The organism is Streptomyces sp. NPDC001980 (assembly GCF_040296885.1).
Lineage (GTDB): Bacteria > Actinomycetota > Actinomycetes > Streptomycetales > Streptomycetaceae > Streptomyces.
Window position 1 is genome coordinate 293,725 of sequence record NZ_JBEOYD010000005.1, and the last position, 13,903, is coordinate 307,627.

13 protein-coding genes are annotated in these 13,903 nt (G+C 70.5%); 12 read left to right on the plus strand and 1 reads right to left on the minus strand.

Features of this window, described 5'->3' with window-relative positions:
- Nucleotides 1–104: 104 nt before the first annotated feature.
- The 12 genes from ABT137_RS10260 to ABT137_RS10315 all read left to right on the plus strand — a co-directional run bounded on the left by ABT137_RS10260 (nt 105) and on the right by ABT137_RS10315 (nt 13,613).
- Nucleotides 105–770 (plus strand): GntR family transcriptional regulator, encoded by a 666-nt coding sequence (locus ABT137_RS10260; RefSeq protein ID WP_351705453.1) that lies wholly within the window; start codon nt 105–107, stop codon nt 768–770.
- Nucleotides 767–1,678, plus strand: a complete 912-nt coding sequence (locus ABT137_RS10265; protein WP_351705456.1) for a dihydrodipicolinate synthase family protein — start codon at nt 767–769, stop codon at nt 1,676–1,678. The genes ABT137_RS10260 and ABT137_RS10265 overlap by 4 nt, the downstream gene beginning before the upstream one ends.
- Nucleotides 1,675–3,420, plus strand: a complete 1,746-nt coding sequence (araD, locus tag ABT137_RS10270; RefSeq protein ID WP_351705459.1) for an L-arabinonate dehydratase — start codon at nt 1,675–1,677, stop codon at nt 3,418–3,420. Before ABT137_RS10265 ends, araD begins: the two co-directional genes overlap by 4 nt.
- A gap of 98 nt (nt 3,421–3,518) precedes the next feature.
- Nucleotides 3,519–4,454, plus strand: coding sequence for a carbohydrate ABC transporter permease (locus ABT137_RS10275; protein ID WP_351705462.1), 936 nt, complete (start codon nt 3,519–3,521; stop codon nt 4,452–4,454).
- Nucleotides 4,451–5,335 (plus strand): carbohydrate ABC transporter permease, encoded by an 885-nt coding sequence (locus ABT137_RS10280; protein ID WP_351705465.1) that lies wholly within the window; start codon nt 4,451–4,453, stop codon nt 5,333–5,335. The genes ABT137_RS10275 and ABT137_RS10280 overlap by 4 nt, the downstream gene beginning before the upstream one ends.
- Before the next feature lie 70 nt (nt 5,336–5,405).
- On the plus strand, nt 5,406–6,545 hold the full coding sequence (locus ABT137_RS10285; protein WP_351705468.1) for a Gfo/Idh/MocA family protein: 1,140 nt from the start codon (nt 5,406–5,408) through the stop codon (nt 6,543–6,545).
- A gap of 100 nt (nt 6,546–6,645) precedes the next feature.
- Nucleotides 6,646–7,980: an ABC transporter substrate-binding protein gene (locus ABT137_RS10290; protein WP_351705471.1), complete on the plus strand. Its 1,335-nt coding sequence runs from the start codon at nt 6,646–6,648 to the stop codon at nt 7,978–7,980.
- Between the two features lie 108 nt (nt 7,981–8,088).
- Complete coding sequence (locus ABT137_RS10295; RefSeq protein WP_351705474.1) at nt 8,089–8,865, plus strand: rhamnogalacturonan acetylesterase; 777 nt, start codon at nt 8,089–8,091, stop codon at nt 8,863–8,865.
- A 13-nt stretch (nt 8,866–8,878) separates the two neighbouring features.
- Complete coding sequence (locus ABT137_RS10300; protein WP_502984495.1) at nt 8,879–10,201, plus strand: pectate lyase family protein; 1,323 nt, start codon at nt 8,879–8,881, stop codon at nt 10,199–10,201.
- A 122-nt stretch (nt 10,202–10,323) separates the two neighbouring features.
- Entirely contained in the window at nt 10,324–11,439 is a 1,116-nt protein-coding gene (locus tag ABT137_RS10305; RefSeq protein WP_351705480.1) for a pectinesterase family protein, read from the plus strand.
- A 49-nt stretch (nt 11,440–11,488) separates the two neighbouring features.
- Entirely contained in the window at nt 11,489–12,478 is a 990-nt protein-coding gene (locus tag ABT137_RS10310) for a pectinesterase family protein (protein WP_351705825.1), read from the plus strand.
- A gap of 22 nt (nt 12,479–12,500) precedes the next feature.
- Nucleotides 12,501–13,613: a right-handed parallel beta-helix repeat-containing protein gene (locus ABT137_RS10315; RefSeq protein ID WP_351705483.1), complete on the plus strand. Its 1,113-nt coding sequence runs from the start codon at nt 12,501–12,503 to the stop codon at nt 13,611–13,613.
- Between the two features lie 15 nt (nt 13,614–13,628).
- On the opposite strand, the gene ABT137_RS10320 is transcribed toward ABT137_RS10315, so the two are convergent.
- Nucleotides 13,629–13,877 carry a hypothetical protein gene (locus tag ABT137_RS10320; RefSeq protein WP_502984496.1) on the minus strand — a complete coding sequence of 83 codons (249 nt, stop codon included), beginning with the start codon at nt 13,875–13,877 and terminating at the stop codon, nt 13,629–13,631.
- Nucleotides 13,878–13,903: the final 26 nt, after the last annotated feature.

A 13,903-nucleotide genomic window follows, 5' to 3' on the forward strand; every position in this document is an offset into this window, starting at 1 on the left:
CCTTCATCCGCGTCGTACTTCGTACGTCATATATGAGACGCGATACGCGAGATCAGATACGTCAGATCGGGTCCCGCACCTGATCGTGACCCCGAGAGGCGCGCATGACCTCTGTGCCCATGCCGATTCCGTCGCGCACGCAGTTCGTGCTGGACGCGATCAAACACCGCATCCTCACCGGGCAGCTGACGCCTGGTCAGGCCCTGGTGGAGACCGAGCTCGCCGCGCAGTTCGGGGTGTCCAAGACGCCCGTGCGGGAGGCGCTCAAGACCCTCGCCGGGACCGGGCTGGTCGTGATGAGCCAGTACAAGGGCGTCACGGTGCGCATGGTGGACGCGGACATGGCGCGTGAGGTCTACGACGTACGGCTGCTCCTCGAACCCGAGGCCCTTCGGCGGGCCGTGCGGCGCGGCGCCTCACTCGACGCCGCCCGTGACGCCCTCACCCGCGCCGACGACGCCACCGACACCGCCGAACGCTCGCTCGCCAACCGCGACTTCCACCGCGCCCTGTACCTCCCGTGCGGCAACCCGCTCCTCGGCCGGATGCTCGACGAGGTCCGCGACCAGGCCGCCCTCGTCTCCGCCGTCGCCTGGGCCGCCTCCCCCTCCTGGGAACAGGAGGCCGGGGAGCACCGCGAGATCCTGCGGCTGGCGCTGGCGGGCGACGCCGACGGTGCCGCCCGCACCCTGCACACCCACATCGCGTCCTTCGTCGACCGGGCGTTTCCCCGGGCGGCCGACCAGGCAGGCCAGGAAGGCCGGGAATGAGCAGCGTGGCGTTCGAGACCCAGCAGGCGGCCCTGGCCGACGTGGTGGCCATCCCGGTGACCCCCTTCGCCGAGGACGGCGGCGTCGACCAGGACGCCCACCGGGCCCTGCTCCGCCGGCTCCTCGACGGCGGCGTCCGCACCCTCACCCCCAACGGCAACACCGGCGAGTTCTACGCCCTCGCCCCCCGGGAACGGCGGCTGGTCACCGAGCTGACCCTCGACGAGGTCGGGGACCGGGCGGTCGTCCTGGTCGGAGTCGGACACGACATCGCGACCGCCGTCGCCGCCGCCCGGCACGCCCGCGAGCACGGCGCGCAGATGGTGATGGTCCATCAGCCCGTCCACCCGTACGTCTCGCAGGCGGGCTGGGTCGACTACCACCGGGCCGTCGCCGCGGCCGTCCCCGAACTCGGCGTCGTCCCGTACGTCCGCAACGCCCAGCTCCCCGGCGCCCGCCTCGCCGAACTCGCCGACGCCTGCCCCAACGTGATCGGCGTCAAGTACGCCGTCCCGGACGCCGCCAAGTTCGCCGCCTTCGCCCGGGACGCGGGGCTCGACCGCTTCGTCTGGGTCGCCGGGCTCGCCGAGCCCTACGCACCCTCCTACTTCTCGGCCGGCGCCACCGGCTTCACCTCCGGCCTCGTGAACGTCGCCCCGGCCGTCTCGCTGAACATGATCGAAGCGCTTCGATCCGGTGACTACCCGGCCGCCATGAAGGTCTGGGAACAGATCCGCCGGTTCGAGGAACTCCGTGCCGCGAACGGCTCCGCCGACAACGTCACCGTCGTCAAGGAGGCCCTCGCCGCCCTCGGCCTCTGCCGCCGCGACGTCCGCCCGCCCAGCAGGCAACTGCCGGAGGAAGAGCGCGCCGAGGTCGCCGCCATAGCCGCCGGATGGTCCCTGTGAGCCTCGGTGAGAACGTCCCGCGCAAGCAACCCGAGGAACTCCGGAGCCACCAGTGGTACGGCACCGACGGGCTCCGCTCCTTCAGCCATCGCGCCCGCACCCGCCAGCTCGGCTACCTCCCCGAGGAGCACCTCGGCAAGCCGGTCATCGCGATCCTCAACACCTGGTCGGACATCAATCCCTGTCATGTACACCTCCGTGACCGGGCCCAGGCGGTGAAGCGGGGCGTCTGGCAGGCGGGCGGATTCCCGCTGGAGTTCCCGGTCGCCACCCTCTCCGAGACCTTCCAGAAGCCGACCCCGATGCTCTACCGCAACCTCCTCGCCATGGAGACCGAGGAGCTGCTGCGGTCGTACCCGGTCGACGGGGCGGTGCTGATGGGCGGCTGCGACAAGTCCACCCCGGCCCTCCTCATGGGCGCGGCCTCCGTGGACCTGCCGACCGTCTTCGTGCCCGCGGGACCCATGCTCCCGGGCCACTGGCGCAACCAAGTCCTCGGCTCGGGCACCGACATGTGGAAGTACTGGGACGACAGGCGTGCCGGTCTCATCGGCGACTGCGAGATGGCGGAGCTGGAGAGCGGGCTGGCCCGTTCGCCCGGTCACTGCATGACCATGGGGACGGCCTCCACCCTCACCGCCGCCGCCGAGGCGCTCGGCGTGACCGTCCCGGGCGCGTCCAGCATCCCGGCCGTCGACTCGGGGCACGACCGCATGGCCGCCAGGTCCGGGATGCGGATCGTCGAACTCGTCCACCGCGACCGGAGACTCTCCCGCCTCCTCACCCGCGACGCCTTCGAGGACGCGGTCACCACCGTCCTCGGGCTCGGCGGCTCCACCAACGCCGTCATCCACCTCATCGCCATGGCCGGCCGGGCGGGGGTCCGGCTCACCCTCGACGACTTCGACCGCATCGCCCGCACCGTGCCCGTCCTCGCCAACGTCCGCCCCGGCGGCCAGAGGTACCTCATGGAGGACTTCCACTTCGCGGGCGGCCTCCCCGGCTTCCTCTCCCGCATCCCCGACCTGCTCCACCTGGACCGGCCCACGGTGTCGTACGACACCTACCGCGAGCAGCTCGCCGGCGCCCAGGTACACGACGACGATGTCATCCGGCCCCGCGGCAACCCGGTCGCCGCCGAAGGCGGGGTCGCCGTGCTGCGCGGCAACCTCTGCCCGGACGGCGCCGTCATCAAGCACATCGCCGCCGAACCGCACCTGCTGAAGCACACCGGTCCCGCCGTCGTCTTCGACGACTACCGGACCATGCAGCGCACCATCGACGACCCGTCCCTCGGGATCACCGCCGAGACCGTGCTCGTGCTGCGCAACGCCGGGCCCAAGGGCGGTCCCGGCATGCCCGAGTACGGCATGCTGCCCATCCCCGACCACCTCCTCAAACAGGGCGTGCGGGACATGGTGCGGATCTCCGACGCCCGGATGAGCGGCACCAGTTACGGCGCCTGCGTGCTGCACATCGCACCCGAGTCGTACGTCGGCGGGCCGCTCGCCCTGGTCCGCACCGGGGACTCCGTCACCCTGGACGTCGCGGCCCGCACCCTCCGGCTCGACGTGGACGACGAGGAGCTGGAGAGGCGCCGGGCGGCGTGGACGCCCCCGCCGGTGCGGTACGAGCGCGGGTACGGCGCGCTCTACGACCAGCAGATCACCCAGGCCGACACCGGCTGCGACTTCGAGTTCCTGGCCCGGCCGGGAGAAGTCCCGGACCCGTACGCGGGCTGACTCTCATGGGACCACCGTCGAAGCGCTTCAACCATGTGCACCTAGCAAGCGCTTCCTGTACGTACCGCAACCGCCCCATCGCGAACGGAGAACAGGTCATGGCCCAAGCCGCAGCCGTGGCGAAACCGCCCGCGCCACCCCGGCGGCGCCGTGCCTCCGCGACGCCGCGCAGGCTGCCGTACCTGCTGATCGCCCCGGCGGCCCTGCTGATGCTGGGCTTCATCGCCTACCCGGTGCTCAGCGTCTTCTACTACAGCCTGCAGAACTACAACCCGACCAAGCCCTGGCGGAACGGCTTCGCGGGCCTCGGCAACTTCACGCATGCCTTCGCGCACGACCCGCAGTTCTGGGACACGCTGACCTTCAGCGCCAAGTGGGTCGTGGTGGAAGTCGGATTGCAGCTGCTGTTCGGGCTCGCGCTCGCGCTGATCGTCAACCAGACGTTCGTGGGGCGGGCTCTGGGCCGTGCGCTGGTCTTCTCGCCGTGGGCCGTCTCCGGCGTGCTGACCTCCGCGATCTGGGTGCTGCTCTACAACTCCCAGACCGGCATCACGCGTTACCTCGCCGACGCGGGCGTCGGGTCGTACGGCACCAGCTGGCTCTCCGACCCCTCGACCGTCTTCCCGGCGGCCGTGGTCGCCGACCTGTGGCGGGGCGTGCCGTTCTTCGCGATCCTCATCCTCGCCGACCTCCAGTCCGTGTCCAAGGACCTGTACGAGGCGGCGGGGGTCGACGGGGCGAGCCGCCTCAAGCAGTTCTGGCACATCACGCTGCCGCATCTCAAGGACGCCATCGTCCTCTCCACGCTGCTGCGGGCGGTGTGGGAGTTCAACAACGTCGACCTGCTCTACACCCTGACCGGAGGCGGCCCGGCGGGGGAGACCACGACCCTTCCCCTCTACATCGCCAACACCAGCGTCGACGCCCACGACTTCGGCTACGCCTCCGCGCTGACCACGGTGGCCTTCGTGATCCTGCTCTTCTGCTCCGTCCTCTACCTGCGGCTGAGCAAGTTCGGAGGCGAGGCGAAGTGATCACCGAGATCGCCCCCGCGGCCGGGCCCGTCGTGTCCGAGCCCACCCGGCCGGGGAAGAAGCGCCGCGCCTGGGACGAGGTCCCCCGCCGGCAGATCTACCTCCCCCTCGGCATCTACCTCCTCTTCACCCTGATCCCGTTCTACTGGATCCTGCTCTTCGCCCTCCGCCCGGCCGGCTCCACCTCTCTCGTCCCCTGGCCGGTCACCTTCGACCACTTCCAGAAGGTGTGGACCGAGCGCAGCTTCGGCACCTACTTCACCAACAGCGTCTACGTCGGCGTCTCGACCCTGCTGCTGACCACGGTCGTCGCGCTGGCCGGCGGCTACGCCCTCGCCCGCTTCGACTTCCGGCTCAAGCGCGGCTTCATGCTGGCCCTGCTCTGCTCCCAGTTCGTGCCGGGCGCGCTGCTCCTGGTCCCGCTCTTCCAGATCTTCGCCAAGCTCCAGATGATCAACTCGCTCGGCAGTGTCGTCATCGCCGAGACCGTCTTCCAGCTCCCGCTGTCGATGATCCTGATCAGCGGCTTCATCAGGAACGTGCCGTACTCCCTGGAGGAGGCCGCCTGGGTCGACGGCTGCGACCGGCTCACCGCCTTCCGGATCGTCGTCCTGCCGCTGCTGCGGCCCGGACTGGTCGCGGTCGGCTCCTTCGCCTTCGTGCACGCCTGGAACCACTTCCTGTTCGCCCTGATGTTCCTCTCCGACCAGAGCAAGCAGACCATCCCGGTCGGCCTCAACACCCTGATGAGCGCCGACAGCGTGGACCTGGGCGCGCTGGCCGCGGGCGGGATCATCGCCGCCGTACCCGTCGTGATCGTCTTCGCCTTCATCCAGAAGTGGCTGGTCACCGGCTTCAGCGCGGGGGCGGTGAAGGGATGAGACACCTCGCGGGCGGCCCGGGGCAAACGCTTACCCTGCACGCAAAGATCGACGACGCAGGGAGGACCCCATGACCATCGACCTCGTCCTGGCGGGCGCGCGCGGCCACGGCCGCTGGCACCTGGAGAACATCCGCCGGCTCCAGGAGAAGGGCCTCGTACGGCTCGCCGGCATCTGCGAGCTGACCCCGCTGGGCGCGGACGAACTGCCGGAGGGGCTGGGGCAGCCCGCGCAGTCCGCCGACTTCGGCGCCCTGCTCGACGCGACCGGCGCCCGGGTCGCCGTGATCTGCACGCCCATCCCCACCCACACGGACCTGGCCCTGACGGCCGCCGAGCGGGGCGTGCACGTGCTCCTGGAGAAGCCGCCGGCGCCGTCGTACGCGGAGTTCCGGCGGATGGCCGACGGGGTCGCCAAGGCGGGCGTGACCTGCCAGATCGGCTTCCAGTCGCTGGGCTCGCACGCCGTGCCCGCGATCCGGCGGCTGATCGCGGAGGGCGCCATCGGCGAGGTGGTGGGAGTGGGCGGCGCGGGCGCCTGGGCCCGCCCCGAGGCCTACTACCGGCGGGCGCCCTGGGCCGGCAAGCGGCGGCTGAACGGCGTCGACGTCGTCGACGGGGTCCTCACCAACCCCCTCGCGCACGCCGTCGCCACCGGCCTCGCCCTGCTCGGCACCGACCGCGCCGAGGACGTCACCGGCATCGAGACCGAGCTGCTGCGCGCCAACGACATCGAGTCCGACGACACCTCCTGCGTCCGCGTCACCACCCCGCGCGGCCCGGTCACGGTCGCGGCCACGCTCTGCGCCGAGGAACCGGGGGACCCGTACGTCCTGGTGCACGGCACCGGCGGCCGGATCACCCACTGGTACAAGCAGGACCGGGTGCTGGTGCAGCGGGCGGGCCACGGCCCGGAGGAGACCGAGTACGGCAGCACGGACCTGCTGGAGAACCTCGTCGACCATCTCACCACCGGCGCCGCCCTGCTGGTGGAACCGGACACGACCGGTGCCTTCATGAAGGTCGTTGAAGCGATTCGACTGGCCGACGACCCGGTCGCGCTGCCCGCCGACGCCTGGCACCGCCTGCCCGAGGACGGGCGCCGGGTCGTGACCGGCATCGACGCACTGGTCGCGGCCTGCGCCGACACCCTCTCCCTCTACTCCGAACTGGGCGCCCCCTGGGCCCCGCCGAACGAGGTGAGCCCATGAGGGACGACGGTCAGCCAGGTGCCGCGGGCGCCGCCGGGGCCGCCGCCTTCCCGTACTTCCGCGTCACCCCCTGCTGACCCCGACAGAGGAGAGCCGATCGATGAAGAGCAGCATCCGCAGAAGCAGGCACGCGGCCGTCGCCGTCGCCCTGGGCTCCGTGCTCGCGCTGACCGCCACCGCCTGCGGCGACGACGGCAGCGGCAGCGCGGGCGACAAGGGCGGCGAGGGCTCCGGGAAGGGCACGATCACCTTCTGGGACAACAACGGCGGTGTCCGCACCGACGTCTGGAAGGAGATCATCGCCGACTTCGAGAAGCAGAACCCCGACATCAAGGTCACGTACGTCGGGGTGCCGGCCGCCAGTGTCCAGTCCAAGTACGACACCGCCATCCAGGGCGGCGGGCTGCCCGACGTCGGCGGGGTCACCACCGCGATGCTCGCGGAGGTCGCCGCGCAGGGCGCGCTGGAACCGCTGGACAGCCGGCTCCCGAAGAGCTCGCTGAACGGCAGGCTCAACGAGAAGTTCCTGGAGAGCGTGAAGTCGGCGGGCGGCGACGGAAAGACGTACTCCGTGCCGACCTCCGCGAACAACGGCACGCTCTGGTACCGGACCGACCTGTTCGGCGCGGCCGAGCTGGACCCGCCGACCACCTGGACGAAGTTCTACGAGGCCGCCGGCAATCTCACCGACCAGGCGAAGAACAGGTTCGGGTACACCATCCGGGGCGGCGAGGGCTCCATCGCCCAGGCGCTGGACGCCATGTACGGGCAGAGCGGGATCACCTCCTTCTGGAACGGTGACACGACCACCGTCAACGACCCGAAGAATGTCACCGCCCTTGAGAAGTACGTCGGGCTGTACAAGAAGGACACGCCGTCCGCCGACGTCAACAACGACTTCACCAAGATGGTCGCGCAGTGGGATTCCGGCACGATCGGGATGCTGAGCCACAACCTCGGTTCCTATGCCGACCACGAGAAAGCGCTGAGCGGGAAGTTCAAGGGCATTCCGAATCCCACGCTGGACGACGGGACCCGGGTGCAGGTCTCCAACCCCGTGGACGGTCTGGGTCTTTTCAAGTCCAGCAAGAACAAGGCCGCCGCCTGGAAGTTCATCGAGTTCGCCGCGTCCCACGAGGCCAACAGCAAGTGGAACGAGTCGGCGGGGCAGGTGCCGGCGAACAACGAGGCGGCGCAGGACGCGTGGGTGCAGGCGTCGGAGCCGACGAAGCTGGCCGCCGAGGCGCTCAACGGGGCTACGACGAAGATCGTGCAGCTTCCCTACTATCTGCCGGACTGGAACACCGTTTCCAAGGCCGGCAACGAGCCGAACTTCCAGAAGGTGCTGCTCGGGAAGATGACGGCGAAGGAGTTTCTGGACACGTTGGCCGATCAGCTTGATAAGGCTCAGGCGGACTGGAAGAAGAACCACTGAGATCGGGTGGTTGCGGTTGTGGGGGACTGCGACTCCGTAGTGGCTGGTCGCGCAGTTCCCCGCGCCCCTGGGTAAGAAACCTCGTCCCTTGTTGGGAAGGCGACGCACGTGTCCCTTACGCGCAGACAGGTAACTTCCGCGGCCCTCGCCGCCGTTCCGCTCGTCGGCCGTTCTCCCGAGAGGAGTCGTCGAACGCTTTACATCGCCGGAGACTCCACCGCCGCCCAGAAATACGCCGACGCGGCCCCGGAGACCGGGTGGGGAATGGCGCTCCCCTTTTTCCTCCGGGAAGAGATCAGCGTCTCCAACCAAGCGGTCAACGGCCGCAGTTCCAAGAGCTTCGTCGACGAGGGGCGGCTCGACGCCATCCTCGCCACCCTTCGGCCGCACGATCTGCTGCTCGTCCAGTTCGCGCACAACGACGAGAAGAGCGACGACCCCACCCGGTACACCGAGCCCTGGACGACCTACCAGGACTACCTGCGGCGCTACATCGAAGGCGCCCGCGCGCACGGTGCCCGGCCGGTGCTCGCCACCCCCGTCGAGCGGCGGCGGTTCGACGCCGACGGCAACGCCGTGCCGACGCACGGCGACTATCCGGCGGCGATGCGCGCGCTCGCCGCGCGGGAGCGGGTCGCGCTGCTCGACATCGAGGCGCTGTCGCTCGCGCTCTGGCAGGCGCTCGGGGCCGAGGCGACCAAGACGTACTTCAACTGGACGGACACCGAGCAGGACAACACGCACTTCAACCCGCCGGGGGCCATCGCCGTGGCCCGGCTCGTGGCGCAGGAGCTGCTGCGCACCCGGGTGCTGGCCCGGCACGAGGTCGTCCGGCTGCACAAGGACATCCCCACCTCCTGGATCACCTGGCCACCCGCAAGCTGAGGAGACCCGCACAGTGCGCACACAGAGATGTCATGGACGCGTCATAATGGGGATGGTGGTCGTGGGCTGCACGGCCCTCGTGCCGGCCGTCACCGGAACCGCCCAGGCCGCCGCCCTCCACCGGGTCGCGCTCGACCGGCAGGTGCTGGCCGCGAACGACGGCTGGGGAGCGGCCACCACGGGGACCACCGGCGGGGCCGCCGCCGACGCCGCACACGTCCACACCGTCACCACCTGGGACGAGTTCAAGGCCGCCCTCGCCGACGGCGGCAGCTCGCCGAAGATCATCAGGGTGAAGGGGACCATCGACGCGGACGGGCCGAGCTGCGACTCGTTCGCCGTGCCCGGCTACGACTTCGACGCCTACCTCACCACGTACTCACCGGTGGCCTGGGGCCACTCCACCAACCTCGACAACGAGCCCGACGACAGCCCGGAGGGGCTGCGCCGTGCCTCCGCCGCCAACCAGGACGCCTACATCAAGGCGTACGTCCCGGCCGACACCACCATCGTCGGCATCGGCAAGGACGCCGGCTTCAAGGGCGCCAGCCTGCAGATCAAGGCCGTCGACAACGTCATCGTCCGCAACCTGAGCTTCGAGAGCCCCCTCGACTGCTTCCCGCAGTGGGACCCGACCGACACCGCCGACGGCAACTGGAACTCCGAGTACGACAGCGCGGTCGTCTACGGGTCGACCCATGTGTGGATGGACCACGACACCTTCACCGACGGCGACCACCCGGACAGCACCCTGCCCTCCTACTTCGGGCGGATCTACGAGCAGCACGACGGCGAACTGGACATCGTCAAGGGCGCCGACTACGTCACCGCCTCCTGGAACGTCTTCGCGGACCACGACAAGACGATCCTCATCGGCAACAGCGACAGCGCGTCCACCGCGGCCGTCGACCGGGGGCACCTCAAGGTCACCTTCCACCACAACCTGTTCTCCGACCTGGTGGAGCGGGCACCCCGGGTGCGGTTCGGGCAGGTCGACTCCTACAACAACCACTTCGTCGCCGAGGACGGCTACGGCTACAGCTACGGCATCGGGATCGAGTCCCAACTCGTCGCCGAGCACAACGCGTTCACCCTGCCCGACACCGTCAAGGCGGGTTCGATCCTGAAGAAGTGGAACGAGTCGACGCTCACCGCCGACGACAACTACGTCAACGGTGAGCCGACGGACCTGATCGCCGTCCACAACGCGCAGATCCCGGCCGAGACCCTCACGGCGGGCTCCACCTGGACCCCGGCCCTGCGGACGAAGGTCGATCCGGCGCGGGCCGTGCCGCGCATCGTCGACTGCGGCGCGGGCGCCGGCCGACTGCGCTGACGTGCGTGCGTGACCGGGCCGGGGCCCCGACCGCCCGGCCCGCCCCACTCCCACCGCACCCGCCCCACCCCCCACCGCAAAGGACGTACCGCCACCCATCTCCCTCGCCAAGGAGCACCCGCATGTCCTCGCCCCACCTTCCCCTGTCCAGACGGGGTTTCCTCGCCGCGGGCGCCGGGGCGGGCGCCGCGCTCGCCCCGGCCGCCCGCCCCGCGTACGCCACCGCCCGCCCCTTCGGGCGGTACGGCTCCCCGGAGCGTCGCCGCAGCCCGCAGACCCTGTACGTCGACCCGCACGGCCGCGGCGACTTCAGCACCGTCCAGGCCGCCGTCACCGCCGCCACCGGCAGCGGCTGGACCCTGGTCATCGCCCCGGGCGTCTACCGGGAGACGGTCGCCGTCGACACCACCCGCACCGAGGCCACCTGGATCGGCGCCGCCGAGAACCCGCGTGCCGCCGTCATCGTGTACGACAACGCGGCCGGTACCCCGAGGCCCGGCGGCGGGACCTACGGCACCACCGGCTCCGCCACCACCACCGTGCAGGCCGACGGCTTCACCGCCCGCTGGATCACCTTCGCCAACGACTGGCTGCGCGCCGACCACCCCGACATCAGCGCCACCCAGGCCGTCGCCCTCAAGGTGCAGGGCGACCGCAGCGCCTTCCACCACTGCCGGTTCCTCGGCCACCAGGACACCCTGTACGCCGACTCGACGGCTCTCGGCGTCTTCGCCCGGCAGTACTTCGCCCACTGCTATGCCGAGGGTGACGTCGACTTCGTCTTCGGACGGGCCACGGCCGTGTACGAGGGGTGCCACTTCCGCACCCTGAACCGGACCGACCTGGCGGCCGCCCCGTACGGGTTCGTCCTCGCGCCGTCGACGGCGGCCGCCAACCCGTACGGCTGTCTGGTGAGCCGGAGCCGTATCAGCAGCGAAGCCCCGGACGCCGCCTACAAGCTGGCGCGCCCCTGGGTGCCCAGCTCCGACACCACGGCCCGCCCCTCGCTCGTCGTCCGCGACGCGTACCTCGGTGCGGGCATCGACGCCGTCGCGCCCTACACCAACATGTCGGACGCCTTCCCCTGGCAGAGCCAGCGCTTCGCCGAGTACCGCAACTCAGGGCCCGGCGCGGCGATCACCGTCCCCGGGAACCGGCCCCAACTCACCGCCGAACAGGCCGGGTCCGCGACCCGGGCGGCCTACCTCGGTGACTGGACCCCCTGGAAGGAGCGCTGACGTGCCGACCCGACGCGCACTTCTCGCCGCCGGAGCGGCGGCGCTGGCCATGGGATCGGCCACGGCCTTCACGCACGACCGCCGTGTCCTGCACGTCCACCCCGGTGACTCCGTCCAGGCGGCCGTGGACGCGGTGCCGGGCCCCGGGTGGACGATCGTCGTGCACCCGGGGACGTACCGCGAGGTCGTCAACGTGCCCGCGGACAAGGTGCAGTTGACCCTGCGAGGGGCGAGCCGCGACCCCCGGGCCGCTGTCATCGTCTACGACAACGCCAACGGCACGCAGAGACCGGACGGTTCGGGGACCTACGGCACGGCCGGCTCGGCCACCTTCACCTCGGCGGCGCCCGGGCTCGTGGTCCGCGATCTCACCCTCGCCAACGACTGGCTGCGCGCCGACCACCCGGAGATCACCGGAACCCAGGCCGTCGCCGCCTACCTGACCGGGGACCGGACCCACGTCGAGAACGTGCGGCTGCTCGCGCACCAGGACACCCTGTTCGCCGACACCGCCGAACTCGGCTCCTTCGACCGGCAGTTCTTCCACCGCTGCCACATCGAGGGCGACGTCGACTTCGTCTTCGGACGGGCCACGGCGGTGTACGAGCACTGCCGCTTCCGCACCCTGCGACGGGACGTGACCTTCACTCCCAAGGGCATGGTGTTCGCCCCCTCGACCGCCCGTGCCAACCCGCACGGGTTCCTCGCCGTCCGCTGCCGGTTCTCCTCCGGCGCGGAGGACGGGGCGTACAAACTGGCGCGGCCCTGGGTGCCGACGTACGAGACCACCGCCTGGCCCTCGCTGGTCGTGCGGGACAGTCTCGTCGGCCCCGGGATCGACCCCGTCGCGCCCTACACGAACATGCGGGACGCCTACCCGTGGCAGTCCATGCGGTTCCGCGAGTACCGCAACTCCGGGCCGGGCGCGGTGATCACCGTCCCCGACAACCGGCCCCAGCTCACGGCCGCCGAGGCCGCGTCGCACACCCCCGCCACCTACCTCGGCGACTGGCAGCCCCAGCAGAACCACACCCTCTGATCGACGAAAGGACCCGCACGTCATGCGTCGAATCAGCACCTTCACCGCCCTCGCCGTGACCTCGGCTTCGCTCGGCCTCGCCGTGCTCGCCACCCCGGCGCACGCGGCCACCGTCGTGGTCAGCAACTCCACCGACCTGTCCAACGCCGTCAAGAACGCCACCGCCGGCACGGTCATCCAGGTCCGCGGCGGCACCTACTACCCGACGGCCACCCTCCAGTCCACCGCCAACGGCACCTCGTCCGCGCCGGTCACGCTCACCGCGTACGGCTCGGAGACGGTCAAGATCGACGGCTCCTCGCTGCCCTCCGGCCAGTGGATCTTCAAGCTGACCGCGGACTACTGGAACGTCTCCGACATCACCTTCCAGAACTCCCCGGACAGCGCGGTCGTCTGCCAGTCCTGCACCGGGACGAACTGGAGCAACATCAAGACCATCAACGGCGGCGACTCCGGCTTCACCCTGACCGGGGACGGGACCGTGAACAACACGGTCAAGAACCTCGACTCGTACGGCAACTACGACGCCGCCACGCACGGCCAGAACGCCGACGGGGTCGCCATCAAGTTCGGCTCCGGCACCGGCAACCTCGTCACCGGGGCCCGTCTGTACAACAACTCGGACGACGGGATCGACCTCTGGTCCTTCTCCTCGCCGGTCACCATCGAGCACACCTGGTCCTTCGGCAACGGCGTCAACCGCTGGGGCGACTCCGCCTTCGAGGGCAACGGCAACGGCTTCAAGCTGGGCGGCAACGGCGTCACCGTCGCACACGTCGTCAACAACTCGGCCGCCTGGGGCAACTCCGGCAACGGGTTCACCGAGAACTCCAACACCGGCGCGATCGTCATCAACCGCACCACCGCGTACGCCAACGGCGGCTGGGGCTACTACTTCGCCACCAGCGCGGCCCGGCTCGGCAAGAACCTCGCGGTGAGCAACGGCAGCGGGCTGGTCGGCAAGGGCTCCTCGGTGGTGTCCGCCGGCAACAACTGGGACAGCGGCATCAGCACCCCCGCCTTCAAGTCGACGGACGCGACCAGCACGTACAACGCCCGGCAGTCGGACGGGTCGCTGCCCGCGACCACCTTCCTGACGACGGGGAGCACGACCATCGGGGCCACCATGAACTAGGGCCTGCCTCCTTGGTCACTGCTGGGTCTGGACGAGGATGCCGGCGGCGTGGAGTGCGGCCGCCCGGGCGATCGCGAGCCTGTCGGTTCGTGTGGCCGGGCCGCGCCACCGCTTGAGGCGGTTGATGCACCGCTCGACGGTGTTCCGCTGCTTGTGGGTCTCGTCGTCGAAGCCGGGGGGACGGCCACCGAGTCGGCCTCGCCGCAGGCGGTGGCCGACTCGGTCGGACGGCTCCGGGATGACCGCACGGATGCCCCGGCGCATCCGGTCAACCGACCGACCCGTCGAAG

Coding starts and splice junctions, on each gene's coding strand:
- ABT137_RS10320 (WP_502984496.1), bottom strand. CDS start 13,877: ATGCGCCGGGGCATCCGTGCGGTCATCCCGGAGCCGTCCGACCGAGTC.
- ABT137_RS10290 (WP_351705471.1), top strand. CDS start 6,646: ATGAAGAGCAGCATCCGCAGAAGCAGGCACGCGGCCGTCGCCGTCGCC.
- ABT137_RS10310 (WP_351705825.1), top strand. CDS start 11,489: ATGGGATCGGCCACGGCCTTCACGCACGACCGCCGTGTCCTGCACGTC.
- ABT137_RS10265 (WP_351705456.1), top strand. CDS start 767: ATGAGCAGCGTGGCGTTCGAGACCCAGCAGGCGGCCCTGGCCGACGTG.
- ABT137_RS10275 (WP_351705462.1), top strand. CDS start 3,519: ATGGCCCAAGCCGCAGCCGTGGCGAAACCGCCCGCGCCACCCCGGCGG.
- ABT137_RS10260 (WP_351705453.1), top strand. CDS start 105: ATGACCTCTGTGCCCATGCCGATTCCGTCGCGCACGCAGTTCGTGCTG.
- ABT137_RS10315 (WP_351705483.1), top strand. CDS start 12,501: ATGCGTCGAATCAGCACCTTCACCGCCCTCGCCGTGACCTCGGCTTCG.
- ABT137_RS10305 (WP_351705480.1), top strand. CDS start 10,324: ATGTCCTCGCCCCACCTTCCCCTGTCCAGACGGGGTTTCCTCGCCGCG.
- ABT137_RS10285 (WP_351705468.1), top strand. CDS start 5,406: ATGACCATCGACCTCGTCCTGGCGGGCGCGCGCGGCCACGGCCGCTGG.